This is a genomic window from Paraburkholderia bannensis NBRC 103871 (genome assembly GCF_000685015.1).
GTDB classification, from domain to species: domain Bacteria; phylum Pseudomonadota; class Gammaproteobacteria; order Burkholderiales; family Burkholderiaceae; genus Paraburkholderia; species Paraburkholderia bannensis.
Map to the genome: position 1 here is coordinate 1 of NZ_BAYA01000011.1, position 26055 is coordinate 26055.

General features: G+C 66.0%; 27 protein-coding genes. 14 read left to right on the plus strand and 13 right to left on the minus strand.

The genetic code is table 11. The features are described 5' to 3' along the window. On the plus strand, window positions 1-279 hold a 279-nt coding region (locus BBA01S_RS47870), incomplete at its 5' end, for a hypothetical protein (protein WP_218004251.1). Between the two features lie 236 nt (window positions 280-515). Here BBA01S_RS47870 and BBA01S_RS18565 read toward each other — a convergent pair. Next, window positions 516-1361, minus strand: coding sequence for an aldo/keto reductase (locus BBA01S_RS18565; protein ID WP_027817766.1), 846 nt, complete (start codon window positions 1359-1361; stop codon window positions 516-518). A gap of 154 nt (window positions 1362-1515) precedes the next feature. Between BBA01S_RS18565 and BBA01S_RS18570 the strand changes: the two genes are divergently transcribed. Further along, window positions 1516-2262, plus strand: a complete 747-nt coding sequence (locus BBA01S_RS18570) for a GntR family transcriptional regulator (protein WP_027817767.1) — start codon at window positions 1516-1518, stop codon at window positions 2260-2262. A gap of 33 nt (window positions 2263-2295) precedes the next feature. Here BBA01S_RS18570 and BBA01S_RS18575 read toward each other — a convergent pair whose 3' ends face one another. Both BBA01S_RS18575 and BBA01S_RS48115 read right to left on the minus strand, forming a co-directional pair. Beyond that, window positions 2296-3732 carry a CoA transferase gene (locus tag BBA01S_RS18575; RefSeq protein ID WP_027817768.1) on the minus strand — a complete coding sequence of 479 codons (1437 nt, stop codon included), beginning with the start codon at window positions 3730-3732 and terminating at the stop codon, window positions 2296-2298. Between the two features lie 147 nt (window positions 3733-3879). Beyond that, complete coding sequence (locus BBA01S_RS48115) at window positions 3880-4236, minus strand: DUF2917 domain-containing protein (protein WP_063750552.1); 357 nt, start codon at window positions 4234-4236, stop codon at window positions 3880-3882. Between the two features lie 197 nt (window positions 4237-4433). On the opposite strand from BBA01S_RS48115, the gene BBA01S_RS18585 reads away from it, so the two are divergent. The 3 genes from BBA01S_RS18585 to BBA01S_RS18595 all read left to right on the plus strand — a co-directional run bounded on the left by BBA01S_RS18585 (window position 4434) and on the right by BBA01S_RS18595 (window position 9069). Next, complete coding sequence (locus tag BBA01S_RS18585) at window positions 4434-5909, plus strand: aminotransferase-like domain-containing protein (RefSeq protein ID WP_027817769.1); 1476 nt, start codon at window positions 4434-4436, stop codon at window positions 5907-5909. Between the two features lie 157 nt (window positions 5910-6066). Continuing rightward, entirely contained in the window at window positions 6067-7521 is a 1455-nt protein-coding gene (gene mdtD, locus BBA01S_RS18590; RefSeq protein ID WP_027817770.1) for a multidrug transporter subunit MdtD, read from the plus strand. Between the two features lie 273 nt (window positions 7522-7794). Then, entirely contained in the window at window positions 7795-9069 is a 1275-nt protein-coding gene (locus BBA01S_RS18595) for an EAL domain-containing protein (protein ID WP_027817771.1), read from the plus strand. Here the strand turns inward: BBA01S_RS18595 and BBA01S_RS18600 are convergent. Next, entirely contained in the window at window positions 9066-10031 is a 966-nt protein-coding gene (locus BBA01S_RS18600; protein WP_052391797.1) for a sigma-70 family RNA polymerase sigma factor, read from the minus strand. The genes BBA01S_RS18595 and BBA01S_RS18600 overlap by 4 nt on opposite strands. Before the next feature lie 235 nt (window positions 10032-10266). Here BBA01S_RS18600 and clpP point away from each other — a divergent pair, with 235 nt between their 5' ends. Further along, entirely contained in the window at window positions 10267-10911 is a 645-nt protein-coding gene (gene clpP, locus BBA01S_RS18605) for an ATP-dependent Clp endopeptidase proteolytic subunit ClpP (RefSeq protein WP_042297522.1), read from the plus strand. 9 nt (window positions 10912-10920) lie between these two features. Here clpP and BBA01S_RS41760 read toward each other — a convergent pair whose 3' ends face one another. Continuing rightward, a complete protein-coding gene (locus tag BBA01S_RS41760; protein WP_084162297.1) occupies window positions 10921-11592 on the minus strand; it encodes a TetR/AcrR family transcriptional regulator in 672 nt (223 codons plus the stop codon). Between the two features lie 62 nt (window positions 11593-11654). On the opposite strand from BBA01S_RS41760, the gene BBA01S_RS18615 reads away from it, so the two are divergent. Further along, a complete protein-coding gene (locus BBA01S_RS18615; protein ID WP_027817774.1) occupies window positions 11655-12239 on the plus strand; it encodes an isochorismatase family protein in 585 nt (194 codons plus the stop codon). Between the two features lie 128 nt (window positions 12240-12367). Here the strand turns inward: BBA01S_RS18615 and sodB are convergent, their stop codons facing one another. The 4 genes from sodB to BBA01S_RS18640 form a co-directional block, all read right to left on the minus strand. After that, window positions 12368-12946 (minus strand): superoxide dismutase [Fe], encoded by a 579-nt coding sequence (gene sodB / locus BBA01S_RS18620; protein WP_027817775.1) that lies wholly within the window; start codon window positions 12944-12946, stop codon window positions 12368-12370. Window positions 12947-13332: 386 nt separating this feature from the next. Beyond that, the gene (gene xseA / locus BBA01S_RS18630; protein WP_027817777.1) at window positions 13333-14703 is read right to left on the minus strand and encodes an exodeoxyribonuclease VII large subunit; all 1371 of its coding nucleotides are present in this window, start codon (window positions 14701-14703) and stop codon (window positions 13333-13335) included. A 348-nt stretch (window positions 14704-15051) separates the two neighbouring features. Further along, complete coding sequence (locus BBA01S_RS18635) at window positions 15052-15390, minus strand: type II toxin-antitoxin system HicB family antitoxin (protein ID WP_027817778.1); 339 nt, start codon at window positions 15388-15390, stop codon at window positions 15052-15054. Continuing rightward, on the minus strand, window positions 15387-15659 hold the full coding sequence (locus BBA01S_RS18640; protein ID WP_027817779.1) for a type II toxin-antitoxin system HicA family toxin: 273 nt from the start codon (window positions 15657-15659) through the stop codon (window positions 15387-15389). The genes BBA01S_RS18635 and BBA01S_RS18640 overlap by 4 nt, the downstream gene beginning before the upstream one ends. Window positions 15660-15956: 297 nt before the next feature. On the opposite strand from BBA01S_RS18640, the gene lpxK reads away from it, so the two are divergent. The 5 genes from lpxK to BBA01S_RS18665 all read left to right on the plus strand — a co-directional run bounded on the left by lpxK (window position 15957) and on the right by BBA01S_RS18665 (window position 20000). Then, entirely contained in the window at window positions 15957-17000 is a 1044-nt protein-coding gene (gene lpxK / locus BBA01S_RS18645) for a tetraacyldisaccharide 4'-kinase (RefSeq protein ID WP_027817780.1), read from the plus strand. After that, window positions 16981-17184: a Trm112 family protein gene (locus BBA01S_RS18650; RefSeq protein WP_027817781.1), complete on the plus strand. Its 204-nt coding sequence runs from the start codon at window positions 16981-16983 to the stop codon at window positions 17182-17184. Before lpxK ends, BBA01S_RS18650 begins: the two co-directional genes overlap by 20 nt. Window positions 17185-17239: 55 nt before the next feature. Continuing rightward, complete coding sequence (gene kdsB, locus BBA01S_RS18655; protein ID WP_027817782.1) at window positions 17240-18043, plus strand: 3-deoxy-manno-octulosonate cytidylyltransferase; 804 nt, start codon at window positions 17240-17242, stop codon at window positions 18041-18043. Between the two features lie 333 nt (window positions 18044-18376). Continuing rightward, complete coding sequence (adk, locus tag BBA01S_RS18660; protein WP_027817783.1) at window positions 18377-19039, plus strand: adenylate kinase; 663 nt, start codon at window positions 18377-18379, stop codon at window positions 19037-19039. Between the two features lie 202 nt (window positions 19040-19241). Beyond that, window positions 19242-20000, plus strand: coding sequence for a 3-hydroxyacyl-CoA dehydrogenase (locus tag BBA01S_RS18665; RefSeq protein WP_027817784.1), 759 nt, complete (start codon window positions 19242-19244; stop codon window positions 19998-20000). A gap of 75 nt (window positions 20001-20075) precedes the next feature. Here BBA01S_RS18665 and BBA01S_RS18670 read toward each other — a convergent pair whose 3' ends face one another. Together BBA01S_RS18670 and murJ are read right to left on the minus strand one after the other, a co-directional pair. Continuing rightward, the gene (locus BBA01S_RS18670; protein WP_042297523.1) at window positions 20076-20915 is read right to left on the minus strand and encodes a SirB1 family protein; all 840 of its coding nucleotides are present in this window, start codon (window positions 20913-20915) and stop codon (window positions 20076-20078) included. A 5-nt stretch (window positions 20916-20920) separates the two neighbouring features. Continuing rightward, complete coding sequence (gene murJ / locus BBA01S_RS18675; RefSeq protein ID WP_027817786.1) at window positions 20921-22471, minus strand: murein biosynthesis integral membrane protein MurJ; 1551 nt, start codon at window positions 22469-22471, stop codon at window positions 20921-20923. A 463-nt stretch (window positions 22472-22934) separates the two neighbouring features. Between murJ and rpsT the strand changes: the two genes are divergently transcribed. Continuing rightward, a complete protein-coding gene (gene rpsT, locus BBA01S_RS18680) occupies window positions 22935-23198 on the plus strand; it encodes a 30S ribosomal protein S20 (RefSeq protein ID WP_027817787.1) in 264 nt (87 codons plus the stop codon). 152 nt (window positions 23199-23350) lie between these two features. On the opposite strand, the gene BBA01S_RS18685 is transcribed toward rpsT, so the two are convergent. Continuing rightward, the gene (locus BBA01S_RS18685; RefSeq protein ID WP_027817788.1) at window positions 23351-23698 is read right to left on the minus strand and encodes a DUF3579 domain-containing protein; all 348 of its coding nucleotides are present in this window, start codon (window positions 23696-23698) and stop codon (window positions 23351-23353) included. 505 nt (window positions 23699-24203) lie between these two features. Here BBA01S_RS18685 and argF point away from each other — a divergent pair. Then, the gene (gene argF / locus BBA01S_RS18690; protein ID WP_027817789.1) at window positions 24204-25133 is read left to right on the plus strand and encodes an ornithine carbamoyltransferase; all 930 of its coding nucleotides are present in this window, start codon (window positions 24204-24206) and stop codon (window positions 25131-25133) included. Between the two features lie 86 nt (window positions 25134-25219). Here the strand turns inward: argF and BBA01S_RS18695 are convergent, their stop codons facing one another. Further along, window positions 25220-26032: an IclR family transcriptional regulator gene (locus BBA01S_RS18695; protein ID WP_027817790.1), complete on the minus strand. Its 813-nt coding sequence runs from the start codon at window positions 26030-26032 to the stop codon at window positions 25220-25222. Window positions 26033-26055: the final 23 nt, after the last annotated feature.

Sequence of the window (26055 nt, forward strand, 5' to 3'; positions counted from 1 at the left end):
GGCGGCGGCGGTGGCGGCGGCGGCGGCGGATCAAGCGGCGGCGGATCAAGCGGCGGCGGATCGAGCGGTTGCGGTTGCGGCGGCGGCGGATCGAGCGGCAGCGGCGCCGGCAGCAGCGGCGGTCACGGCGGCGGCTTCGGTGGAGGTTTCGGAGGCGGCTTCGGTAGTGGTGGTTTCGGAGGCGGCTTCGGCGGTGGTGGATTCGGCAAGGGTGGTCCGTCGGGCCCGGGCGGCGGGAGCGGTGGCGGCCACGGTGGCGGCAATGGCGGCAGTCATTGAACGCGCACGGCGGTGCGTAAGCGCCGCTGCTGCCACCCCGAATTGGCGTGACGACCGGTCACGCCACTCCAGGCAGCAACGGCGGCGGTTTTCCGGTCCCCCGGCCGGAAGCCGCCGCCGGTGGCCGGAGTCCGGTCAGCTTTAACCGGTTCGATACGATGACGACATGGCGCGCACTGGCGAATCCGCTCCGCTCTTCTTCCCTCGCCTCCCCTCGTGCGCGCTCCCCCCTTCCCCTACAGCATCTCCAGCGCCCGCTTGGCGCGCGGCGGCTTGAAATAAGCGTCGAGCGCCGCGTGATCCTGCGTGCTCAGCACGAGATCGAGCGCGGCGCGGTTGTCGCGCACATGCTCGATGCGCCCCGCCTTCGGAATCGCGCACACGCCTGCTTCGCGCAGCACCCACGCGAGCGCAACCTGATACACCGACACCCCATGCGCCGCCGCGATATCGTCAAGCGGCGAGCGCCTGGGCAGCCGCGCATGATCGACGGGGCTATAGGCCATCACCGGGACGCCCTGCTGCGCGCTCCACGGCAGCAGGTCGAACTCCGGCCCGCGCCGCGCCACGTTGTAGAGCACCTGGTTCATCGCGCAGGCGTCGCCGCCGGGAATCGCGAAGAGTTCTTCCATGTCCTCGGTGTCGAAGTTGCTGACGCCCCAGTAGCGGATCTTGCCCGCGCGCACGAGGGCCTCGAAACCCGCGACGGTCTCCTCCAGCGGCACGCCCCCGCGCCAGTGCAGCAAATACAGATCGAGCCGGTCGGTGCCCAGGCGCTTCAGGCTCGCTTCGCACGCGCGCTCGACGCCCCGCCGGCTCGCGTTGTGCGGATAAACCTTGCTGACGAGAAACACCTCCTCGCGCAAGCCGGCAAGCGCTTCACCCACGAGCGACTCGGTCGCGCCGTCGCCATACATTTCGGCGGTATCGATGAGCGTCATGCCGAGCGCTACGCCCTCGCGCAGCGCGGCGATTTCATCGGCGCGTCGAGCGGCGCGCTCGCCCATTTCCCACGTGCCCTGCCCGAGCTTCGCGATGCGCTCGCCGCCGGGCAATGCGATGCTGGCGATATCGGTCGTCATGGTGTCGTCCTTTGCGTGCATTGCCGCGCCTGTGTAAATGGCGAGTGTAGCGCCTCGGGCAACACGGCTTCATGCGCCGGACGATAAGCCGGTCATTCCCGCAGCGCCGCGCCTATGTCATAAAATTGCCGTTCGCCTCTCATGCCTGCCTCCCATGAACGAACCCACGGAAGACCGCTGGCACGGCCTGCGCCCCGACCCGGACAACGACACGCCGCTGTATCTGCAACTCGCGCGCAAGCTCAGCGATGCGATCCACGATAACCGCTGGGCCGCCGGCGAAGCGCTGCCCTCGGAACGCGTGCTCGCCGATGCGCTAGGCGTGTCGCGCATCACCGCGCGCAAGGCCATCGCGCTGCTGGTCGAGCAAGGCCTGATCCGCCGCACGCAAGGAGCCGGCAGCTTCATCACGCCGCGCTACGAAGACCCGCTCTCGCGTCTCACGAGCTTTTCGGAGATGCTGCGCCAGCGCGGCTTCACCCCCGCCTCGCGCTGGCTCTCGCGCGAAATCCAGCCCGCGAGCCGCGACGAGGTAATCCAGCTAGGCCTCTCGCCCGCCGCCGCCGTCACGCGCCTGAAGCGCCTGCGCCTCGCGGACGGCATCGTCATGGCCGTCGAGAATTCGACCTTCCCCGCCGCGCTGATCCCCGATCCGAACGCCATCGGCGATTCGCTTTACAGCTTCCTGGAGCAGCGCGGGCTGTCGATCGTGCGCGCGTTGCAGCACTTCCGCGCCGTGAACGCGAGCGAGGAAATCGCGAAGCAGATGAGCATCGCCCCCAACGAGGCGCTTCTGCTCATCACGCGCGTGGGCTATACCGCCGATCAACGCGCCATCGAGCTGACCGACACGTACTGCCGCAACGACTACTACGACTTCGTCGCGGAATTGCGCAAGTAAGCCACCGCGAGGTGGGCGCGCTTGCGATTACGCTTACGCGCCCCACTGCGGCCGATCCGTGCCGATCGGCACGCACCCACGCGCATAGAACGCGGGCGTGCGTTCCATCTGCTCGGCAGGCTTCACGGCGCGCACGCGGCCAAACGGCGTGAGCGTGTCTTCGAGACAATCAGCCACGTCCTGCGCCGTGACTTCGGCTCGCTGCTGGCCGTTCTCGATCATCCCCATCGTCTGCAACCAGCGGCCCGTTTGCGCGAGCGACACCCGCACGTGCCAGCTGCCGCCTTCGCGCGCACGCCGCGCCAACGCCACCATCGCACCGAACGCCGCGAGATAGCCCGTCGCATGATCGAGCGCCTGGCAAGGCAGCGGACGCGGCGCATCGAAACCCGGCTGCGTCCCCGCCGCCGTGCTTTCGCTCCACACGATGCCGCTTGCCGACTGCACGAGGCTGTCGAAACCGCGCCGCGCATGCCAGGGCCCGCGATGCGAATACGCGCAGATCGACACGCAGACGATGCCGGGACGCTCGCGCGCCAGCACTTCGGGCGCGAAGCCGTGCGCCGCGAGCGCGCCGGGACGGTAGCCTTGCAGGAATACATCGGCGTCGCGAATGAGCGCGTGCAGTTGCTCGCGGGCCGCCGCCTCGCGCAGGTCGAGCGTCGCCGAGCGCTTGCCGCGCCCGTTGTCGATCACGAGCGGCGCGATGTTCGGCAGATGCGGGCCGTTGATGAGCAGCACGTCGGCGCCATGATGCGCGAGGGTGCGCCCCGCCACCGGCCCCGCGATGATGCGCGTGAGATCGACCACGCGCACGCCTTCGAGCGGGCGCTCGCCGGGCTTGAGCGTGGGGGCGTCAGCGTCCCCGGTTCCGTCGATGCGCTCGATCTCGAAGAGCGGCAGGCTCGCCACCGCGTGCGCCTGTTCGTGCGCGGCCCATTCGCGCGGCGAGCGCACGAGCGCGGCGCACAGCCCGGCTTCAGCCAGCGCGGCGTCGAGCGCCGCGCCGTCCCAGTTCGAGCGGATCGCACGCGCGACGTCGTCATGGCTTTCGCCGCAGCCGAGCACGCGCAGAATGCCGTGCAGATGATGCGCAAAGTTGGCGTGCAGTTGAATCCACCGGCCATCGCGCGTCTGGAAGTAGCCCGTCACCGGATGACGCAGGTCGAACGGCGCACCGCCATCGACGCCCAGATAGCGCTCGCTGCGAAATGCCGCCAGCGCGCGGCGCACGTCGATCGACACGCGCTGATCGGGGCCGCCGCGAAGCGCATGAAAGCGCGCGGCCGCCAGCCCCGCCGCGCCAATCGACGCGGCCGCGAGTGTGCCGACGCGAAACACCGACGGCAAACCGGGATCGTCGCCCTGCACGTCGATCAGGTCGAGCGCAGCGCTTGCGGAAGTAACATCGTGGCCATCGCCGGGATGGGCCAGCATCCAGAGGTGTTCGAGTGCGTCGCGGGGCGTCATGGCAGCGTCCTGTAGTCCTGTGGGCCTGGGGAAAGTCCAGTCAGGTTACGGGCAGCGCCCTGCCGCGATCAATCTTGACGGGGATAATCAACCTCCCCGCCAACCGGCCCGTCGATGCGTCCGTCGATGCGTCCACCAATGCGTCCGTCACCCCGCCGCGGGCGTATCCCACGCGCCGCGACCCGAGCGCGAACGAAGCGCCAGCGCGACGCGGGCTGCGAAACCCAGCGCGCCGTGATGACGATGCAGCCCCGCCGCCGCGCGCGCCGTCGCACCACCGAGCGCCAGCACGAAACGCGCGCCGTCGTTGCCCGCGCTCACGCAGACCCGCGCGCCCGCCAGCAGGTCGATGGATTCGCCCGCGCGCAGCCAGTAGTCGTTCGCGTCGCCGCCGATCGTGAGCCAAAGTTCGCCCTCGCTGACGTGCAACTGCATCGCCTGGGCAAGCCGCCAGGTCTCGGCCGGTTCGCCGTGTTCCAGTTCGAAAATTCGGATTTCGCGCATTGCGGTGCTCCTCGCCATAGCGCTTCGACAGCGGCTGAAAATGCGCCTTGAAGCGTGTTCCGGATGGGAGCATTATTGCCGTCAGTGTCAGGCAACCCCATGCACAGTTCCGAACAGTTAACCCGGAACTGTCCAGTCAAAAAGCCGGACACTTTTGATCGACCCGCTTTCGAACCCTTGGCCGGCCATCGCGCCAGATCCGCATGAAACTCGAACTCGACCGCGCCAGCAGCGTCCCGCTCACCGAACAGATCGTCGCCGGCGTGCAGACGTGGATCCGCTCGCGCGCTGCGCATCCCGGCGCGCGCCTGCCGTCGATCCGCCAGTTCGCCGCCGATTACAGCATCAGCCGCTTCCCGGTGATCGAGGCTTACGACCGTCTGGTGTCGCTCGGCTGGCTCGACTCGCGCCAGGGGTCGGGCTTCTACGTGAGCGAGTACGCGCGCGCGGGCATGGCGGGCATGGGCACCTGCGACATCTCGAATGCCGCCGACGAATCGGGCCATCTGCTCGCACACCTGAACCGCCCCGGCGAGACCCTGCAACTGGACAGCGGGTCGGTGCCGCAGGCGTGGCGCGACGTCGACGCGATCGGCCAGGCGATCCGCCACGTCTCGCGCACCGATCCGTCGAGCCTGATCGATTACGGCTCGCCGCTGGGCGACGCGACGCTGCGCGAGCATCTGCGCAACCGTCTCGCGCCGCTTGGCATCGCCGCCGAGGCCTCGCAGATCCTCGTGACCGAAGGCGCGAGCGAAGGCCTCGACCTGCTGATCCGCTACATGCTCAAGCCGGGGGACACGGTGTTCGTCGAAGATCCCGGCTATTACAACCTCTACGGACTCCTGAAGCTGCACGGCCTGCGCCTCGTGGGCGTGCGGCGCACCGCGAGCGGCCCCGACATCGACCACCTGCACACGCTGCTCGCGCAGCATCGTCCGCGCGCGATGTTCGTCAACACGGTGTTCCACAACCCGACCGGCACGACGATCTCGCCGCCCGTGGCGTTCCGCCTGCTGCAGCTCGCGCGCGAGCACGGCTTCACCATCGTCGAGGACGATATCTACGCCGATTTCCAGACCGATCCGACCGACCGGCTGGCCGCGCTCGACCAGTTCGAACACGTGATCTACGTGAGCGGACTGTCGAAGACGCTGTCGTCGTCGCTGCGGGTGGGCTATGTGGTCGCGAGCCCCGCGATCGTGCGCGACCTCGCCGCGATCAAGGCGCTCACCACCATCAGCGGCTCGCGCTTCACGCAGGCCGTGGCGGCGACGCTGCTGGAGCGCGGCGCGTACCGCAAGTATCTGGATCGATTGCGCAGACGGATCACTGAGGCGCTCGGCACCGCCACGCGCACGCTCGAAGAACACGGCTGGGAGCTGTTCGGCGGCCCGGCCAGCTCAACGGGTCTGCACGGACTGAGCGGGCTGAGCGGCAGTGGCCGCGCCCATCAGCAGATGGGCGGCAAGTTCGTCTGGGCGCGCGTGCCGCACATCGAGGATTCGACGCAGCTCGTGGCCTGTGGCGAGCCGTTCGGCGTGAGCGCGTCGCCGGGCAGCCACTTCCGCCCGCACGGCGAGCCCAGCCCGTGGCTGCGCATCAACGCGGCGTTCGCGCTCGATCCGCGCGCGCAGGCGTTCTTCGCGGCGGCGGCGCGCTTGCCGGGCTGAACGCCAGGCTGAACCCCGGGCTTAACTCTGGGCTTAACCCCGGGCTTAACTCCGGGCTCAATGCAGCGGCCCAGCCTCTTGAGCACGCGGGCGCGCAGGGTTCTCTACAATGACGACTGCCCGCCCAGCTTGCCTTGCCCGCCGCCTGCCTGCCCTTATGTCCGATCCCAGCACCACGTCCAGCGTCTCGTCCAGCACCACACCCTCGCCCCGATCGCTTTCGGTGATGCTGTGGATCGTCGCGACGGGCTTCTTCATGCAGACGCTCGATTCGACCATCGTCAACACGGCCCTGCCTGCGATGGCGACGAGTCTCGGCGAATTGCCGTTGCGCATGCAATCAGTCGTGATCGCCTACTCGCTGACGATGGCGGTCATGATCCCCGTGTCGGGCTGGCTCGCCGACAAGCTCGGCACCCGGCGCGTATTTTTCGGCGCGATCCTCGTTTTCACGATCGGCTCGCTGCTGTGCGCCAGCGCCCATACGCTGAACCAGCTCGTGCTTTCGCGCATCGCGCAGGGCGTGGGCGGCGCGATGCTGCTACCGGTCGGGCGCCTGGCCGTGCTGCGCACCTTCCCCGCCGAACGCTACCTGCCCGCGCTTTCGTTCGTCGCGATACCGGGCCTGATCGGCCCGCTGATCGGCCCGACGCTCGGCGGCTGGCTCGTGCAGATCGCGTCGTGGCACTGGATCTTTCTGATCAACGTGCCGGTGGGGATCATCGGCTGCATCTTCACCTTCATCTTCATGCCCGACAGCCGCAATCCCGACACGGCGAAATTCGACGTGCCAGGCTACCTGCTGCTCGTGACCGGCATGGTGACGATCTCGTTCGCCCTCGATGGGCACTCGGAACTGGGTATTCCGCAGGCAGTCGTGCTGGTGCTGCTGGTGGTGTCGCTGGCCGCGTTCGTCGCCTACGGGCTGCACGCACAGCGCTCGCCCACGCCGATCTTCTCGCTCGAACTCTTCAAGATCCACACCTTCAGCGTGGGGCTGCTCGGCAACCTGTTCGCGCGTATCGGCAGCGGTGCGATGCCTTACCTGATTCCGCTGCTGCTGCAGGTGGCGCTGGGCTACACGCCATTCGAGGCCGGTCTCATGATGCTGCCGGTCGCGGCGGCGGGCATGGGATCCAAGCGCCTCGTCACGCACCTGATCACGCGCGTGGGTTACCGGCGCGTGCTGGTCGTCAACACGGTGCTGGTCGGCCTGATGATGGCGAGCTTCGCGCTCTCCACGCCCAACGAGCCGCTGTGGCTGCGCATTGTGCAGCTGGCCGTGTTCGGCGGCGTCAACTCGATGCAGTTCACGGCGATGAACACGCTCACGCTCAAGGATCTCGGCATGGGCGGCGCGAGCAGCGGCAACAGCCTGTTCTCGCTCGTGCAGATGCTGTCGATGAGCCTGGGCGTCACGGTCGCGGGCGCGATGCTGACCGCCTTCACCGGGTTCATCGGCCATATGACGGCGTCGAACGTGATCCCGGCGTTCCACGCGACCTTCGTGTGCGTGGGCGTCATCACGGCGGCCTCGTCGTGGATCTTCGCCCAGCTCTCCGACGACGTGCGGCGCGCAGCGAAGCGAACCGATCCTTCCGAGCGAACCTGAAGCTCGCCTGTACCCGCCTCTGCACGCACCGCGACGGTGCATGCAGCGCGCCGCGCGAGTGCCTTGCGGGCCGCGGCGAAGCACCGCACACTCTCTCGAAATCCTTTCTATCCAAGGCGGATCATCCGATCCGCCTTGTGCCTAAGCGCGCATACTTTTTGCACGCTTATCCAGTAATGTAAACTTGAGGATCGCGCGCACCGCGTGGGACGCCCTGGGACTGCCCGTCCAGGATCGCTCCCGCATCGCCCACAGCGCGCGCCATTCAGGCCTATGAACACCATGATCGACCTCGATCCCCCCGGCTACCAGTCGCGCCCCATCGCGGGCGAAGAAGGCGCCCGGCGCACCGTGCTCTACGGCGGATACACCGTTTTCAGCGTGTTCCAGCCGGTGTTTTCGGTCGCCCATCGCCGCGCGATCGGCTATCACGCGTCGCTGCGCGCGCACGACGAACAAGGCCAGCAGGTGCCGTCGCAGGAGGTCTTCACCCAGGCGGCGCGGCGCGGCGACCTGCTCGAACTCGGGCGGCTGGCCGAATCGCTGCATCTGGGCAATTTCAACGCCTTCGATTCGCACGACGAATGGCTGTTCCTGAGCCTGCATCCCGCCGCGCTGATGGACACGAGCTACGGCGACGCCCTGCTCGCCGGCATCAAGGCGCTCGGCCTGCCGCCGCAGCGTGTGGTGCTGGAAGTCTCCGAACAGGCGGGCGGCGAGAATTCGCGTTTCGCCGAGATCATCGATTCGCTGCGCAAGGCCGGTTTCGTGATCGCGCTGGACGGCTTCGGCGCGAAGCATTCGAATATCGACCGCGTGTGGCAGTTGCGTCCCGATATCGTCACGCTCGACCGCAGCCTGCTCGCGCAGGCCAGCCGCCACGCGCATATCGAGCGCGTGTTGCCCGGTCTCGTGTCGATGCTGCACGAGTCTGGCCAGTTGGTGCTGGTGGGCGGCCTGTCGACCGAGCGCGATGCGCTGATCGCACTGGAAAGCGGCGCCGATTTCGTGCAGGGCGCGCACTTCGCGCGTCCCGACGTGCAGCCGGTGCCGCCCGCTGTCGCGGCGCGTTTGATGGACGATCTGTCGGCACGTCTGCGCGAGCGCGTGAGCGAGCGTGAACGCGTCCAGTGTGCGCGCCTCGCGCCGTATGTGAGCGCGCTCGAAGCGGCGGCGGCACAACTGGCCGCCGGTGCGAGCATGACCGACGCCACCCTGCCGCTGCTCGGCCTCGCGGAGACGGCGCGCAGCTTCCTGCTGGACGCCTCGGGCCGCCAGATCGGCGACAACGTGCTGCCGGACGGCCGCACATCGCAGCGCGCCAAGCGCTTTCGCCCGCTGCTGCATTCGGAAGGCGCGAGCTGGGAGCGTCGCCCGTATTTCATCGGCGCGATGAAGGCGCCCGGCAGCGTGCAGTTCACGCCGCCTTATCTCTCGATCAACGAGGCGCACCTTTGCGTGACCGCTTCGATCGCCTCCCAGACGGCGCACGGCCTGCAGGTGCTGTGCGTCGACATCAACTGGGAAGCCGCTGCGCTGCGCGGCTAGGCGCAGACCGCAAAGGCGGTGCTGTTTTGTGCTGAATATTGCATCAGCAGCTCACGCACCGCCGCTTCACCGAATTGGCGATTCGCGTCTCGTGCGACGCCTGTTGCGGCCACGCAGACCACGGGCGTCGCGTTTTCGCCGTTGTCACCCTCGCAGTCTTCGCCCGTAATCGGCCACGCGACACGCTCGCCATCCTCTGCGATCGGCGCGACGCCCGGTTTGCCGTCGAGCGCCAGCATTGCGGCGCGCAGCGTACGCGGCAGACCTGTCGCCGAAGCCAGCGCCGTCGCCCTCACGCCCAATAGATCCAACAAGCCGCTCCGGTCTTGCGCATGCAGCACGTCGCGCAGGCGTTCGACCGTGCGCGCGTGCTGCGCCGCATCGGCGGGCGCGGCTTGCGGCGAGGGCTCGCGCGCGAGCCGCAGGCGCGCGCGATGCACGATCTGGCGGCAATGCGCGAGCGTGCAGCCGGTGAGCGCGGCGATTTCGGCGTAATCGCACTCGAAGGCCTCGCGCAGCACGAAAACCGCCTGCTCCAGCGGCCCGAGCCGATCCAGCAGCATCATCAGCGCCTGCGAAAGATGCGCGGCGCGCAGGCCCGTTTCCTCAGCCGATGGCACGCTGCCGTCGAGCCACGAAAGATCGCCCGCGAGGCCGGCTTCGGCGGCGCTGTCGCGGCGCAGCTTGCGCAGCCGGTCGATGGCGAGGCGCACAGTGACCGTCGCGAGCCACGCTTGCGGCGTATGAACCGCTGCCGCATCGGCGTCGCGCCAGCGAAACCAGGCGTCCTGCACGATGTCCTCGGCCTCGGCGCGGCTGCCTAGCACGCGCGCGGCCAGCGACAGCAGGCGCGAGCGCTCCTTGCCGAAAATAGCCGCGCGGCGCGTCTCGTCCCACGCACACGCTTGCTGCGCGTTCACTTCGTCGCGTATTTCGTCGCGCATTTCGTCGATCACCGTCATTCGCGTCGCTCCTTCGCCGGGTGCGCGCAACCGCGCCCTGTTTTTGCGGACAGCCCACGCCGTCCCTTGCCTCAAGACGTCCGCCGCGCCGCCGATGTGACAGCCTCGCGCAAAAATATTTCCGTCACGCGCGGGGGGCGCCAGGCGTCTTGGCATCAGTGGCGCAGACATCACGCGCCGCGGCATCGTCCAGTCATCTCCAGTCATCGACACCCACGCAGCGGAGACGCCTCAAATGCACGCCAACGTCCAGCATCATGCAGCAATCGCGCCGCAAGCGCTCAACCTCGTGCCGACCGTCATCGAGACCTCGGGGCGCGGCGAGCGCGCCTATGACATCTACTCGCGCCTGCTGCGCGAACGCATCGTGTTCCTGGTCGGCCCGGTAACGGAGCAGACGGCGAGCGTCGTGGTCGCGCAACTGCTGTTTCTCGAAGCCGAGAATCCCGAGAAAGACATCAGCCTCTACATCAACTCGCCGGGCGGATCGGTGTACGACGGCATGGCGATTCACGACACGATGCAGTTCGTGAAGCCCGATGTCTCGACGCTATGCACGGGCTTTGCCGCGAGCATGGGCTCGTTCCTGCTGGCGGCCGGCACGCGCGGCAAACGCTTCGCACTGCCGAACGCCCGCATCATGATCCACCAGCCTTCGGGCGGCAGCCAGGGCACGGCCGCCGATGTCGAAGTGCAGGCGCGCGAGGTGCTGTACCAGCGCGAGCGGCTGAACGCGATGCTCGCCGCACACACGGGCCGCGACATCGCGGACATCGTGCGCGACACCGATCGCGACCACTTCATGTCGTCCGAAGCGGCGGCGGAATACGGCCTGATCGACCGCGTGCTGCACACACGCGACGAGCCGTTGCCGCGCTAGTTCAGTGCGTCAGACGAGCCGCACCGCCAGCCATGCCGCCAGCACGCCCTTGTATTCAGCGACCAGCAGCTTGCGCTCCCTCGGTTTCGCGGCGGCATAGAGCGGGTTCAGGCTCTTGACGACCTGCAGCATGACTTCGGCGATACGGTAGGCGTCTTCGGCAGACAGCGCTTCGTTATAGCGGCGGAACAAGGTCGAGAAGCGCTGGCGCAGTTTGTTGCGCGCGGCGGCGTCGCGCCGGAAGTCGAGCGACGCGGACAGCAGCGGCAAGTACGCCGGATACGTGTCCATGAGATCGACCATCAGGTCGAACAGGCGCTCGGCGAGTTGCGCGGGCGGTATGGCGGGCTCGTCGGCTTGCGCCTCGATGAAGGTGCTCCAGCGCGCGTCCATGTCGTTGCCGTACTGCTGGCGCAATGCCAGCGCAAGCTCGTCCTTGTTGCGGAAATACTGATACGCCGCACCAATCGACACGCCCGCCTGCTGCGCGATCTGCGTCATGGTCGCGCCCTCGAAGCCGCGTTCGGCAAAGTCCTGCGCCGCGGCTTCGAGCAACGCCTCGACGGTGCGCGCGGCACGCTCCTGGCGCGGCACGCGGCGTCCGGCTTCCTTGCGAACCTCGTTCGCCGCTTCCTTCCCGGCACTGGACGCAGCGCCTGTGCGCAGCGGTGTTGCCGCCATATCTGAGTCCTCCCTCATATTCATGTATTATATGTGAGGCTATCCTCACATAATGGTGCACCATGACGCAAGCTCTCTCTTCCCTCTCGCTCGATCCGCGCAAGACCGCGCTCGTGATGATCGATCTGCAACACGGTATCGTGAGCCGTCCCATCGCGCCCCATAGCGGCGCGCAGGTCGTCGAAAAAGGTAAGGCACTCGCCGATGCGCTGCGCGCCAAGGGCGGCACCGTCGTCTGGGTGCACGTGCTGCTCAACGAGATTCTCGCGCTGCCCGCCGACGCGCCGACGCGCACGCCCGACGCGCCGCTCGCGCCCGCCATCGCTTCCGAGCTCGTGCCCGAAATCGGCGCGCAGGACGGCGACGTGATCGTCGCCAAGCGTCAATGGGGCGCGTTCTACGGCACGAATCTCGAACAGCAACTGCGCCGCCGCGGCATCGACACGATCGTGCTGGGCGGCATCGCCACGAACTTCGGCGTCGAATCGACCGCGCGCGCGGCCTTCGACTTCGGCTTCAAGCTCGTGTTCGTCGAAGACGCGACTTCCGCGCTCAACGAAGAGATGCACCACTTCACGTTCGAAAAGCTGTTCCGCCACATGGGCCACGTGCGCTCGACGGATGAGACGATCGCCGCGCTGGCGTAACTGGCGCCTGCGCGCGTAGCAAACGCCCGTAGCTAATCCTTGTAGCAAACAAAAAAGCCCTCGATGTTGAATCGAGGGCTTTTTTTCATGGCGCCGTGCATTGAGCACGGCGCGCGAACCGGCTGCGCTTAAGCGAAGTTCTTCGCTGCGAAGTCCCAGTTCACGATGTTCCAGAACGCTTCGACGAACTTCGGACGAGCGTTGCGGTAGTCGATGTAGTAAGCGTGTTCCCACACGTCGATCGTGATCAGCGCGGTTGCGTCGGTCGTGAGCGGCGTTGCGGCGTTGCTGGTCGACACGATGTCGAGCGAGCCGTCAGCCTTCTTCACGAGCCACGTCCAGCCCGAACCGAAGTTGCCGACTGCAGCCTTCGTGAAGGCTTCCTTGAATGCGTCGTAGGAGCCCCACTTCGCGTTGATCGCGTCGCCCAGCGCGCCCGTCGGTGCGCCGCCGCCTTGCGGGGAGAGGCTGTTCCAGAAGAACGTGTGGTTCCAGATCTGGGCTGCGTTGTTGAACACGCCACCCGACGACTTCTTGACGATCTCTTCGAGCGAGAGCTTTTCGAACTCGGTGCCCGGAATGAGGTTGTTCAGGTTCGTGACGTAAGCCTGGTGATGCTTGCCGTAGTGGTAATCAAGCGTCTCTTCCGACATGGTCGGTGCGAGGGCGTTCTTCGCGAACGGCAGCGGCGGGAGCGTAAATGACATGATGCGGTTCCTTCGTCGTGTTATGGGGAGTTCTGCGTGAAGTTCTACAAATTCGCCGGCATGGAGCACCCGATTGTAGGCGAGTTGGAATAACCCCGCAAACGCGCGGACATTATGCCGAACATCGGCTGGACAAGGCTTTCAAGCCTGTTTTCAGCGTCTTTCGCGTGCTGCGGGTGCCGCTTGCGAACACCGGCGCGCACAGGCGGCATTCGCGCTGTCCGGTTGGCGCGTGGCAATGTCCGGACGGCGCAAATGCTGTCGGTGCGTCATGTCATGCGCATGCAGCGCGCCTGCCGCTTTGCGCCCGGTGGTGCACTCGTGGTGCACGTCGAGCATCGCCTGCAAAGATTGCAAAGACATTGCAATCCGGCGTCGAGCCCGCTTTAGAAACCTTCGGAAAGACGCGGCTGCACATCGGCGAGCGCAACATCGGCGCTGCCTTGCGCGAGGTGCACGGTCAGACGTTTGCCGGGCTTGAGCGCACCGGGCGCGCGTACGGCCGCGCCGCTCTGCGCGTCGAGCAGCGCGGCGTAGCCACGCTCCAGGGTGCGCTGCGGACTGAGCACTTCAAGCCGCGCCGAAAGCTGCGACACACGCGCGGCGGCGCGCTCGCGTTCGCGCGAAAAAGCGGCGTCCAGACGCCGTCCCAGCGCTTCGACCTGCCCGCGCTGCGCCGCCGCGTCCGGGCGCGTGCGCTGCCAGCGCATCTGCACGATGTTGAAACTCGCGCGCGCCTGCGCCGTCGAGCGCGAGCCCGCCGACGCCAGCCGGATCGCCAGTTGACGCAGATGCGAGCGCTGCTGCGCAAGGCGCTCGGCGGGCGAGACCAGACGGCGCGCGAGCCAGTCGAGTTGCTGCGCGCGCCGCTCCATCGAGCGACCGAACCCCCGCGCGAGCGCCGCGTGACGCTGATCCAGTTCGCGCAGCAGCAGCACGCGCTGCGGGCTCACCAGTTCGGCGGCCCCGGTGGGCGTGGGCGCGCGCACGTCGGCGGCAAAATCGGCGATGGTGAAATCGGTTTCGTGGCCCACGCCGCTCACCACGGGAATCTCGCTCGCCGCAATCGCGCGCGCCAACGCCTCGTCGTTGAACGACCAGAGATCCTCGATCGAACCGCCGCCGCGGCACAGCACGATCACGTCGACCTCGTTGCGCGCGTTGGCGGCTTCGAGCATCGCCGTAAGCTTTTCCGCCGAGCCCGCGCCCTGCACCGGCGCCGGATACACGATTACGGGCACGTGCGGCGCGCGGCGGGACAGCGTCGTGAGCACGTCGCGCAGCGCGGCGGCCTGCATCGACGTAATCACGCCAATCGCGCGCGGGTGGGTGGGCAGTTCGCGCTTGCGGGCCTCGTCGAACAGCCCTTCGGCTTCGAGCTGGGCCTTCAGGCGCAGGAACGCTTCATAGAGACGTCCCTGGCCCGTGCGGCGCACCGCCTCGACGTTGAGTTGCAGTTCGCCGCGCGGCTCGTACATCGTCACGAGCGCGCGCACCTCGATGCGGTCGCCCTCGCGCGGCGTGAACTCGGCGTACTGGGCGCGGCCGCGGAACATCACGCAGCGGATCTGCGCCTGCGCATCCTTGATCGAAAAGTACCAATGGCCGCTCGCGGCGCGCGTGAAATTCGACACCTCGCCGGAAATCCAGGCGAGCGGAAAGCTGCGCTCAAGCATGGCGCCAATGGCGCGATTGAGTGCCGAAACCGGGACGACGACGTCGCCGCCAGGCGCGGAAGATAAGCGGTCGGAGAACATGGCAGAGGGGTGTGGATAAGCGGCGCTCGCGTGGCGGCCCGCCCAGACGATAGACCGTTCAGGGGGCCGCAGTCCAGCAGGAAACGCTCCCAGCGCGCGGCGGCAGCGATGTTTCCACATTGGCTACATGAACTGTCATATTTGCGGCAGATACCGCGCAAACGCTAAAATACGATCTATCTCATTGATTTAAATGAGATTTTTATTTTACAACTGGCGCCTTACACCGATGACAAGGCCCACGAACGGGCCTTTGCGGCTGCCCGGCACCGACTTCTCCACAAAGTTGTCCACAGGCGCGGATTTTTCGGAGGAAAGTGGCGAAAAGCGCTTGCGTGATATCCGGCGTCACTCCGCGGTTGCGGCCTGTTCGAGAACGCCTGCTGCCCACTGGTTCAGGCTCATGCCCAGAGCCGCCGCCGCAGTCGCCGCCGCTTCGTGTGCATGGGCCGACGTGCGCAGCACAAAGCGACCGGAATATTGCTTGTAGGGTTCGACGCCGCGCTGCTCACATTCGTCGAGGAACACTTTCAACGATTGCTCGCCCTCGCGATGCAGACCCGCGACGTCCGTTGCGTAGAAGTCGGCGCCACCGTTGAGCCCCACGAATTCGCCACGGAACATGTCGATGTCCGGATCGTAGGCAATGACGGCCTTCTGGCCAGCAATCTTCATGATGTTGTTCACGGCTTTACTCCATTGTCTTCGAACCACTTTCGCAGCGACGCAACCGCCCCTTTGTCCAGATCCGGCGAAGGATGGGGCCGATGCATCACCTTGATCTGGCCGAACAGGAAAATCGCGACGCGAGAGCCTTCGCGCTCCTCGATTGCCGCGCCCAGTTCGCGCATCAGCGCCATGGCATCGGCCCATCTGACGCCCGCCGGCATCGGGCGCGAGAAAATGTGCTCAAGCGTCTTTTTGTGCTCAAGCGTCTTTTCGTGTTTGGCTTTCATGCGAATGCGTACGAATAGATGATACTAAAATTTAGTATCATGCTCCACATTCACGGTCGTCCTTGCGGCTATCTGGCGCAAACCCCGACTAGCGCAAATCTTTCATCGCCTTAGCGTCGGCAGCCCACTTCGCTTGCCGCCTTTCGCCCACCCGCGCTAGAGTGCCGGGTTCAAGTCGGCCCTGCGGCCGCCCGATTCGTGCATGCGCGTTGCGCGCCGTCCGCCCCCACCGAACTGGAGAACAGCTCCGATGCCCGTTCCTTTCCACCGCTGCCTGCCCGTTCGCGGCGCCGTCCGATGAGCGGCCCGCTCGCCGATTTCAAGACGCGCGCCGAGAGCACGTTCGCGCGCGCCTGGCAGGAGCGCGGCGCGCTCGCGTGGGCGCTCTCGCCGCTTGCCGCCGTGTTCGCCGCCGTGAGCGGCGCGCGGCGTACGGCCTTCGCGGCGGGCTGGCTCAAGTCGGTGAACGTGGGCGTGCCGGTCGTGGTGGTCGGCAACGTGACGGTCGGCGGCACGGGCAAGACGCCGACGGTGATCGCGCTCGTCGAGGCGCTGCGCGCCGCCGGCTATACGCCCGGCGTGGTGTCGCGCGGTTATGGCGCAAAGATCGAGCGTCCGACGGCCGTGACCCCGGCGACATCGGCGAAGGCCTGTGGCGATGAACCGCTGCTGATCGCTCGTCGCACCGGCGTGCCCGTGTGGGTTTCGCCCGACCGCGTCGCGGCGGCCCAGGCACTGTGCGCGGCCAATCGCGACGTCGACGTGATCGTCAGCGACGACGGCTTGCAGCACTACCGCCTCGTGCGCGATTTCGAGCTCGTGGTCTTCGATCACCGGCTGGGCGGCAACGGCTTCCTGCTGCCCGCCGGGCCGCTGCGCGAGCCGCTTTCGCGCCATCGCGACGCCACCCTCATCAACAATCCGTTCGCGCGCGCCCTGCCCGACTGGCCCAATACCTTCGCGCTCAAGCTCGAACCGGGCGAGGCCTGGCACCTGGCGAATCCCGCGCTGCGCCGCCCGCTCGCGCAGTTCGGCGGCACGCCCGAGGCGCCGCAGCGCCTCGTGGCCGCCGCCGGCATCGGCTCGCCGGAGCGCTTTTTCGCGACCCTGCGCGCCGCCGGCCTTGCGCCGCAGACGCTGCCGCTGCCCGATCATTACGACTACGCAACGAACCCGTTCAGCGAAGTCGCTGCCGACGCCATCCTGGTCACAGAAAAGGATGCAGTAAAATTGGGGGCCTGGAACGACGCGCGCATCTGGGTTGTCCCTGTGCAAGCCGCGCTCGATCATCGCCTTATCACCCTGGTTGTGGAGAAACTCCGTGGACGCCCGTCTGCTTGAAATTTTGGTCTGCCCGATCTGCAAGGGCCCGCTCAGCTACGATCGCGCCGCGCAGGAACTGATCTGTAGCGCCGACAAGCTCGCCTATCCGATCCGCGACGGCATTCCCGTCATGCTCGTCGACGAAGCCCGTCAGACTGTCGAGGGCACGCCCGTCGACCCGAACGGCCCCGCTTCGGCCTGATCCGCCTGATCCACCGCATCGAAGCCACCTCAGCCTCACCTCGCCCGAACTGGTCATGACCGCTCCCGTGCAACCCTTCATCGCCGTCGTGCCGGCGCGTCTCGCCTCCACCCGGCTGCCGAACAAGCCGCTCGCCGATATCGGCGGCAAGCCGATGGTCGTGCGCGTGGCCGAGCGCGCCCGCGAATCGGGCGCCCAGCAGGTGCTGGTGGCCTCGGATGCGCAGAGCGTGCTGGACGCCGCGCGCGAGCATGGCTTCGAAGCCGTCCTCACGCGCGCCGACCATCCTTCGGGCACCGATCGCCTGGCCGAAGTCGCCGAGCATTTCGGCTGGAGCGACGATTTGATCGTGGTCAATGTTCAGGGCGACGAGCCGCTGATCGACCCCGCGCTGATCTGCGACGTGGCGTCGCACCTGGCCGCCCATCCCGAGTGCGCGATCGCCACCGCTGCCCACCCCATCACGGCCCCGGACGAGATCTTCAGCCCGAACGTCGTGAAGGTCGTACTCGATGCCAACGGCGTGGCGCTGTACTTCTCGCGCGCCCCCATTCCGTGGGCGCGCGACGCCTGGCAGCCGCACTGGTCGCCGGGCCGCCTCGATCTGGCCGCGATGCCCGCCCCGCCTGCCCCGGCGACGGTTTACCGGCATATCGGCCTGTATGCCTACCGGGCCAAATTCCTGCGCGGCTATCCCACCCTCGCGCAGTCGCCGATCGAGCAGGTCGAAGCGCTCGAACAGCTGCGCGCGATGTGGCACGGCGAGCGCATCGCGGTGCTCGTCACAGACGAGGCGCCGGCGCCCGGTGTGGACACGCCCGCCGACCTCGCCCGCGTGCAGGCGTTATTCCGACCTTAATAGCGCTGGTGGGCCTAAAAACCCATGGCATAATCAATTGTTTGCGCGAGCCGTCCAAGCCTTTGTGCATGGGGGTTTCCCCCAGCTTCGCCCGGTTTCGCTCGCAGCCCTCCAAGGCTTTTCGCCACCTGCGCGCCGCGCCGGATTTCATTTCCGGCGCTGCTGCATGCGCGGCTCTGGCATAGCGCCGCCGGTCTCGGGAAACACGATCCACGGGGCGCGACGGGCGCGAGCAAACGGGTAGGAGACGCACGACGCCGCAAGATGCCGCCCGATCCTGAAGACGGGCAGCCGCCGCGCCGCAAGAATTTACACAGATCGGAGAAAGTTGAAATGCGTTTGATCCTGTTGGGCGCCCCCGGCGCGGGCAAGGGAACCCAGGCAACCTTCATCAAAGAGAAGTTCGGCATTCCGCAGATCTCGACCGGCGACATGCTGCGCGCAGCGGTCAAGGCGGGCACGCCGCTCGGCCTCGAAGCCAAGCGCTTCATGGATGCGGGCGAACTGGTGACCGACGAACTCATCATCAACCTGGTGAAAGAGCGTCTGAAGGAAGACGACTGCAAGAACGGCTATCTGTTCGACGGCTTCCCGCGCACGCTGCCGCAAGCCGAAGCGATGAAGCAGGCTGGCGTCGCGATCGACTACGTGCTGGAGATCGACGTGCCGTTCGACGAGATCATCACGCGTATGAGCGGCCGCCGCATGCACCCGGCGTCGGGCCGCACGTACCACGTCAAGTTCAATCCGCCGAAGGAAGAAGGCAAGGACGACCTGACGGGCGAGGCGCTCGTGCAACGCGACGACGACAAGGAAGAGACCGTGCGCAAGCGTCTCGACGTGTACGTCGCACAAACCAAGCCGCTCATCAGCTACTACAGCGAGTGGGCCAAGCGCGGTGAAGAAAATGGCCTGCAGGCGCCGCAGTATCGCGCGATCTCGGGTCTGGGCAGCGTGGACGAAATCCGCAACCGCGCATTCGACGCTCTCAAGTAAGACTGTAAGACGTCTTCGCCGGCCAAAGCCGGGCGAGGCCCGGCGACAACGCCGGCCCTCGCCCGTTTTGCTTTCTGGCCGGCCTTCCCCTCTTCTGCTCTGTTTCGCCGATGATGGGCTCGCCGATGCATCAGGCTGGCCGCAAAGCATCCGGCGCAAAACAATCACAAACAATCACATCGAGCAGCAAGGAGGAAGACAGATGCAAATCCGCGACAACGTATTCTTGATTACCGGCGGCGCTTCGGGCCTCGGTGCGGCTTCGGCACGCCTGATCGCAGCCGAAGGCGGCAAGGTCGTGCTCGCCGACCTCAACGAGGAAGCCGGCCAGGCGCTCGCCAAAGAACTGGGCGGCGTGTTCGTGAAGTGCAACGTCGCCAGCGAAGAAGATGGCGCGAAAGCCGTGGCCGCCGCCACGGCGTTGGGCACGCTGCGCGGCCTCGTGAACTGCGCGGGGATTGCGCCCGCCGTGAAGACCGTCGGCAAGGACGGCCCTCACCCGCTCGACGCTTTCAGCAAGACCATCTCGGTCAACCTGATCGGCACCTTCAACATGATCCGCCTCGCGGCGGCCGCGATCGCGCAGACCACGCCCAACGAGGGCGGCGAGCGCGGCGTGATCGTCAATACGGCGTCGGTGGCGGCTTATGACGGCCAGATCGGCCAGGCGGCGTATGCCGCGTCCAAGGGCGGCGTGGTCGCGATGACGCTGCCAATCGCGCGCGACCTGTCGCGCAGCGGGATCCGCGTGATGACGATTGCGCCCGGCATCTTCGAAACGCCGATGCTGCTGGGCATGCCCAAGGAAGTGCAGGATGCGCTCGGCGCGATGGTGCCGTTCCCCTCGCGGCTGGGCAAGCCCGACGAATACGCGCTGCTGGTCAAGCAGATCTTCGAGAACCCGATGCTCAACGGCGAGGTGATCCGCCTCGACGGCGCGATCCGGATGCAGCCGAAGTAAAGCCGCACGTTGCAAAGCAAAAAAAGCCCGCAGGACTTTACGTTCTGCGGGCTTTTTCGTTTGAAGCGTGGCGCGTCAGTCGTTGTCGAGCATGCGCTGACGCAGTTCCTGCAACTGCGTTTCGACGACGGTGGCATCGTCGGCGTCCGGGCGCTCGTCGAGATACACTTCGAGATCCTCTAGCGCGGGCCGCACGTAGTCGAGCCGTGCGTAAGCGAAGCCGCGGTCGCGCACTTCCTCGATGCTCTCCGGCAGCAAGATCACGAGGCGCTGCTGGATACCGAGCAGACGCTCCCAGCGTTCGGTCTGAAGATAAACCGATTTCAGGTTGCGCAACATGCGCGCGACGATCTCGCGCCGCGTGGCCGGTTCGAGCAGCATGCGCAGCGCGCGGGCGACGGAATCGCCGGCGTTCGCCACGTAGGGCTCAAGCATTTCGACCATATCGGATTCGGTGAGCGCGCGGCCCGTGGTCGGGTCGAGCATCGCGTCGCCATCGGGCAGCGCGACGCGCAGCAGGAAATGCCCAGGGAACGACACACCCTGCACCGGCAGGCCCAGTTGGCTCGCGATCTCCAGATACAGCACGGCCAGCGAAATCGGGATGCCGCGCCGACGGCGCAGCACCACATGCAGATGGCTGTTATCGGGATCGAAGAAGTCGTTGAGATTGGCCGCGAAGCCCATCTCGCGAAAGAACACGCGGTTCAGAAACGCGATCTGCTGGCGCACGTCGGCGCCTTCGGGCAGGCGACGGCTCACGCGCAATGCGAGCTCGTCGATTTCGGCAAGCGTGCCCTGCAAATCGAGATCGGGGTAAGCATCCTGCGCGATCGACAGCGCCGCTTCGGTGAGCGGCAGGCTTTCGTCATCCGCGACGAGCGCGCTGAAATAATCCAAAACCCGCGAGTTCATCGTCGTCACTTCGTGCGCCTCTTGAAGTAGCCGTATTTGAAGCCCATCAACCAAAGCATACCGAAATATAGCGTCGCGAACAGCACGAGGCAGGAACCGAGCAGCAGGATGCGCGCGAGCGGCTCGTGGCGCAGGCCAATCCAGTCATAGCTGATCGCGCACCAGTGCATGGCGCCTGCCAGCACGAGGCATGCCCCGATCAGTTGCACGAAGAAGGTCGACCAGCCCGCCGACGGCATGTAGATGCCGCGGCGGCGCAGGCCGATGAAGAGCAGCAGCGCGTTCATGCAGGCACCCAGGCCCACCGACAGCGTGAGGCCCGCGTGCGAAAAAATCGGCACGAAAACGTAATTGCTGATCTGCGTGGCGATCAGCACGCCCACGCCGATCTTCACGGGCGTCTTGATGTCCTGGCGCGCGTAGAAACCCGGCGCGAGGATCTTGATGAGGATGAGGCCGATCAGGCCCACGCCGTAAGCCGCGAGTGCGCGGCCGGTCATGATGACCGAGGTCGCGTCGAACTTGCCGTAGTGGAACAGCGTCGCCGTGAGCGGCTCGGCGAAGAAGAACAGCGCAACCGCCGACGGCGCGGCCAGCAGGAAGGTCACGCGCAGGCCCCAGTCGAGCAGCGCTGAATACTCGTGCGGATCGGCGTCGACGTGCGCCTTCGACAGCGACGGCAGCAGGATCGTGCCCAGCGCCACGCCCAGCAGCGCCGTGGGGAACTCCATCAGGCGGTCGGCGTAGTTGATCCACGACACCGCGCCCGGCCCCAGGCGCGAGGCGATGTTCGTATTGATGATCAGGCTGATCTGCGCGACCGACACCGCGAACATCGCGGGCACCATTTTCGCGAGCACGCGCTTGACGCCGCGATGCGCGAGCGCCTTGAGCGGGTTCAGGTGGATGCGCGGCATCATGTCGATGCGCTTGAGGCCCGGCAGCTGCACGAGGAACTGCAACACCCCGCCGACGATCACGGCCCACGCGAGCGCATAGACCGGCTGCTGCATGCGCGGCGCGAAGGCCACCGCCGCAACGATGAACGAGACGTTGAGCAGCACCGGCGCGAACGCGGGCAGCGAGAACTGCTTGTACGTGTTGAGCACGCCCGACGCCAGCGACGTCAGCGAGATGAACACGATGTACGGGAACATGATGCGCGTCATCGTGACGGCGAGCTGGTAAGCCTGCCCGTCGTTCTTCAGGCCCGACGCCACCACGGTCACGACAAACGATGCACCGACAATGCCCAGCACCGAGAGGATCGCCAGCACCCAGGCGAGCACGGTCGAAGTCGCATCGACGAGCGCGCGCGTGGGATCGTGGCCCTGCTGGTTCTTGAACTCCGCGAGGATCGGGACGAAGGCCTGCGAAAACGCGCCTTCGGCGGAAATGCGGCGCAGCAGGTTGGGAATGCGAAACGCGACGTAAAAGGCGTCGGTGTACTGACTCGCGCCGAATGCTCGGGCGATCAGCGTCTCGCGGGCCAGTCCGGTCACGCGCGACAGCAGCGTGAAGCCGCTGACCGTCAGCAGGGCTCGGAATAGATTCATGGGGCGCTTATTATACGGGTGCCATTTGACCGATCGCCGATGTGAGGCGTATCGAAAAAATTAGCGTCGAGGCATTGAAGTGGAAAGCGGATCTGGCTCGCGTTGCGGGCCCGGTGCGCGAGCATTGTGACCGCATCGCGCAAAAGACGTTCTGTCCCTGGCTGTTGCTATAGCTTGAGGGGATTCGAAGCGCTCTAGATGGCCGCGATTGCCACGCCCATGATTTCGTTGCTATAATCGCCGATTCTCGGTCTGATTCAGGCCAAGAAAAATAGCAACATCGCGTTCCGGAAAGGAAGTGCGCAGCGATCCGTCAACGGCTCGCCGGTACTTTGGCACAAGGGATGCGGCCGGTAATTATTTATCGGCAAATACCGTTTTGCGCTTCTGGGCTATGGCCCGAGGCGCGAATCCAGGCAACGGGTGTCGGCAAGCACGCACCCTAAAAACTCAAGGATATGTAATGGCAAATACCGCACAAGCACGCAAGCGCGCACGTCAGGCCACCAAGGCTAACGCTCACAACTCGGCACTGCGTTCGAAGTTCCGTACGGCTATCAAGGCTGTCCGCAAGGCAATCGACGCAGGCGACAAGGCTGCTGCTGCTGAAATCCTGAAGGCTTCGGCAAAGACGCTGGACATCATCTCGGACAAGAAGATCGTCCACAAGAACAAGGCTGCTCGTCATAAGAGCCGTCTGGCTGCTGCTGTCAAGGCAATGGCCTAAGCGATCCAGGTTCAACCTGACGCTGCAAGAAAAACCCGCTTCGGCGGGTTTTTTTGTGCCCGCCAGCTTTGGTCAGACGTAAAAAAACCCGCTTGTGCGGGTCGTTTTTTTGATGCGGCCGGCGCAGGCGACGTGGAGTCGCCGTGGCGATATTAACGCCCACCACCCTGCTGCGTAGCGTGATCGTGCGGCAATTCACACGCTTCGGTCACGACCAGGTCGTTGTCCTTGGCGAAGTTCAGCACGAAGTTGAACGCCATCGGCTCGATGTCCTTCAGGCGCGAATCGAGCACCACGACCTTGAGATCGCCGATCATCGTCGGGCGCACATAGAGGGAGTAGCGCAGGTATGCGTTGGGCCCGCGCGCGTTCGCCGACGCCTTCGGCCCGAAGCTCGACATCACACCCGCCAGACGCTCCGACCAGTCGCTCGGACGAAACTTCTTCCCTTTGCTGGTGATGCCTTGAATGAAGTATTCGGTTGGGGCTTCTTCGGCCATGTAGGAGTACCTGTGTGACGTCGTGGCGCGCGGCTCGGCTTTTGGCCCGGCTTTTAGCTCGATTCTCGGCTCAACGAACAAGGGCCGGATCGTACCGCCCGCGCACGTCAACCGGCATGGGATCGCCTTGGCGCAAGCGCGAATCCACGACGTTTGCAACGTCAGGTGTCGCGTGCGCGGCGCTTAGCCGGCCAGCGCACAGGCCGCTCCAGCGGGCCTTGCGCGATGCGCGCCAAGCCTTGCGTCGTGCCTGAGAAATCTATCGGATTATAGCGCAGCGGGCCTTTTGACGCACCGCACACAAGACACTTGACGGCCAGAAACCGAGCCAACTTTAGCCCGTCGCGCCACTTCGTCGACGCGCGCAACGCAACCCGCGCCGCCTTTTAGCCAACTCGTCAAATTCCGCAAAATCCTTTATGCTGCTTTGACTTACCACCAACCGCAGCGGCGTCGTCGGCCCTCTTCTGCAGTTCGAGGCCGGATCGGGCGCCGTTTTCGCTTCATGACCTCCCGCACCATTCGCCATTACCTGCAGTTCTCGGATTTCTCTCTTGAAGAATATGACTATGTGCTGGAGCGCGCGCGCATCCTGAAGCGCAAATTCAAGAACTACGAGACCTACCATCCCCTGCACGACCGCACGCTCGCGATGATCTTCGAGAAGAACTCGACGCGCACGCGACTCTCGTTCGAAGCGGGCATCTTCCAGCTGGGCGGCCACGCCGTGTTCATGAACACGCGCGACACGCAGCTCGGCCGCGGCGAGCCGATCGAGGACTCCGCGCAGGTGATCTCGCGCATGGTCGACATCATCATGATCCGCACGTTCGGCCAGGACATCATTCGCCGCTTCGCGCAAAGCTCGCGCGTGCCGGTCATCAACGGCCTGACGAACGAGTACCACCCCTGCCAGGTGCTGGCTGACATCTTCACGTTCTACGAGCATCGCGGCCCGATCCGCGGCAAGACCGTAGCGTGGGTCGGCGACGCCAACAACATGCTCTATACGTGGATCGAAGCCGCTGAAATCCTCGACTTCAAGCTGCGCATCTCCACGCCGCCGGGCTATCCGATCGATCCGGCGCTGGTCGCCGACAGCAGCAAGCCGTTCATCACCGTGTGCGACGACCCGAACGAAGCCTGCGCGGGCGCCGACCTCGTCACCACCGACGTGTGGACGAGCATGGGCTTCGAAGCGGAAAACGAAGCACGCAAGCAGGCCTTTGCCGACTGGTGCGTGGACGCCGAAATGATGGCGCGCGCCAACGCCGACGCGCTCTTCATGCACTGCCTGCCCGCGCACCGCGGCGAAGAAGTGAGCGCCGAAGTGATCGACGGCCCGCAGAGCGTGGTGTGGGACGAGGCGGAGAACCGCCTGCACGTCCAGAAGGCGCTGATGGAATTCCTGCTGCTGGGCAAGCTCAATCACTGAGCCGCTTACGCAACAACGCAGGCCAATAAGCAAAAAAGCCGGGATCGATTCCCGGCTTTTTCATTTTCAGCTTCCGATGCCGTGGTCTAAACCCGCGGTTCAACCGTTTCGCCCAGTCGTCGCGCCAGCGACTTCAACAGCGGCGCGACACGCTCGCGGAACACGTCCGGCCCCATCGACGACGCCGGCCCGCTGCAACTGAGCACCAGCCAGCGCCGCTCTCGCGGTTCGCGAAACGGCACCGCGACGGCGTTGACGTCCTCATGCCAGTCGCGAAAGGAAAAACACGCGCCCTCTTTCGCGAAATTTTCGATCTCGCGCTTCGCCGCCTCTACCTGCGCCGGGCCGTCTTCGCCCGCCGCCTTTGCCAGTTCCGCGAACAGCGCCGCACGCACGTCGAGCGGCTGCACCGCGAGATACGCGCGCCCCATCGAACTCGTCAGCATCGATAGCCGCGACCCCGAGGCAAGCCCAAGCGTGAGCGCGGTCTCGCTGCGGATCGTCTCAAGATAAATCACGTCGAGCCCGTCGCGACAGCCCAGCGACACCGCCGCGCCCACCTCGCGCGCGAACGCGCGCAGGTGCGGGCGCGCCAGTTCCAGCGTGTCGGTGCCCGAGAGCAACGCAAAACCGAGCGACAGCACGCCAGCATCGAGCGCGTATTTGCCCAGCGACTCGTCAAAGCGCAGATAGCCCAGCGCAGTGAGCGTGTACGCCAGCCGGTTCACGGTTGCCTTCGGCAAGCCGGTGCGCTCGACGAAATCGCGATTGCCAAGCAGCGTCTCGCCGGGGCGGAACGCGCGCAGCAGTTCCAGCCCGCGTGCGAGTGCGACGACGAATTTGCGCTCGTCGATCGGCCCGGAGGCCAGCGCCGACGCGAACGACGAAGATGAATTCATTTCAGATGCAGACATGAGCGGGC

Excerpts from the sequence above, each read along its gene's own strand:
- BBA01S_RS18565 (WP_027817766.1), bottom strand. The coding sequence starts at position 1,361 with ATGACGACCGATATCGCCAGCATCGCATTGCCCGGCGGCGAGCGCATC.
- BBA01S_RS18570 (WP_027817767.1), top strand. The coding sequence starts at position 1,516 with ATGAACGAACCCACGGAAGACCGCTGGCACGGCCTGCGCCCCGACCCG.
- BBA01S_RS18575 (WP_027817768.1), bottom strand. The coding sequence starts at position 3,732 with ATGACGCCCCGCGACGCACTCGAACACCTCTGGATGCTGGCCCATCCC.
- BBA01S_RS48115 (WP_063750552.1), bottom strand. The coding sequence starts at position 4,236 with ATGCGCGAAATCCGAATTTTCGAACTGGAACACGGCGAACCGGCCGAG.
- mdtD (WP_027817770.1), top strand. The coding sequence starts at position 6,067 with ATGTCCGATCCCAGCACCACGTCCAGCGTCTCGTCCAGCACCACACCC.
- BBA01S_RS18595 (WP_027817771.1), top strand. The coding sequence starts at position 7,795 with ATGAACACCATGATCGACCTCGATCCCCCCGGCTACCAGTCGCGCCCC.
- BBA01S_RS18600 (WP_052391797.1), bottom strand. The coding sequence starts at position 10,031 with ATGACGGTGATCGACGAAATGCGCGACGAAATACGCGACGAAGTGAAC.
- clpP (WP_042297522.1), top strand. The coding sequence starts at position 10,267 with ATGCACGCCAACGTCCAGCATCATGCAGCAATCGCGCCGCAAGCGCTC.
- BBA01S_RS41760 (WP_084162297.1), bottom strand. The coding sequence starts at position 11,592 with ATGGCGGCAACACCGCTGCGCACAGGCGCTGCGTCCAGTGCCGGGAAG.
- BBA01S_RS18615 (WP_027817774.1), top strand. The coding sequence starts at position 11,655 with ATGACGCAAGCTCTCTCTTCCCTCTCGCTCGATCCGCGCAAGACCGCG.
- sodB (WP_027817775.1), bottom strand. The coding sequence starts at position 12,946 with ATGTCATTTACGCTCCCGCCGCTGCCGTTCGCGAAGAACGCCCTCGCA.
- xseA (WP_027817777.1), bottom strand. The coding sequence starts at position 14,703 with ATGTTCTCCGACCGCTTATCTTCCGCGCCTGGCGGCGACGTCGTCGTC.
- BBA01S_RS18640 (WP_027817779.1), bottom strand. The coding sequence starts at position 15,659 with ATGAAAGCCAAACACGAAAAGACGCTTGAGCACAAAAAGACGCTTGAG.
- lpxK (WP_027817780.1), top strand. The coding sequence starts at position 15,957 with ATGAGCGGCCCGCTCGCCGATTTCAAGACGCGCGCCGAGAGCACGTTC.
- kdsB (WP_027817782.1), top strand. The coding sequence starts at position 17,240 with ATGACCGCTCCCGTGCAACCCTTCATCGCCGTCGTGCCGGCGCGTCTC.
- adk (WP_027817783.1), top strand. The coding sequence starts at position 18,377 with ATGCGTTTGATCCTGTTGGGCGCCCCCGGCGCGGGCAAGGGAACCCAG.
- BBA01S_RS18665 (WP_027817784.1), top strand. The coding sequence starts at position 19,242 with ATGCAAATCCGCGACAACGTATTCTTGATTACCGGCGGCGCTTCGGGC.
- BBA01S_RS18670 (WP_042297523.1), bottom strand. The coding sequence starts at position 20,915 with ATGAACTCGCGGGTTTTGGATTATTTCAGCGCGCTCGTCGCGGATGAC.
- murJ (WP_027817786.1), bottom strand. The coding sequence starts at position 22,471 with ATGAATCTATTCCGAGCCCTGCTGACGGTCAGCGGCTTCACGCTGCTG.
- rpsT (WP_027817787.1), top strand. The coding sequence starts at position 22,935 with ATGGCAAATACCGCACAAGCACGCAAGCGCGCACGTCAGGCCACCAAG.
- BBA01S_RS18685 (WP_027817788.1), bottom strand. The coding sequence starts at position 23,698 with ATGGCCGAAGAAGCCCCAACCGAATACTTCATTCAAGGCATCACCAGC.
- argF (WP_027817789.1), top strand. The coding sequence starts at position 24,204 with ATGACCTCCCGCACCATTCGCCATTACCTGCAGTTCTCGGATTTCTCT.
- BBA01S_RS18695 (WP_027817790.1), bottom strand. The coding sequence starts at position 26,032 with ATGAATTCATCTTCGTCGTTCGCGTCGGCGCTGGCCTCCGGGCCGATC.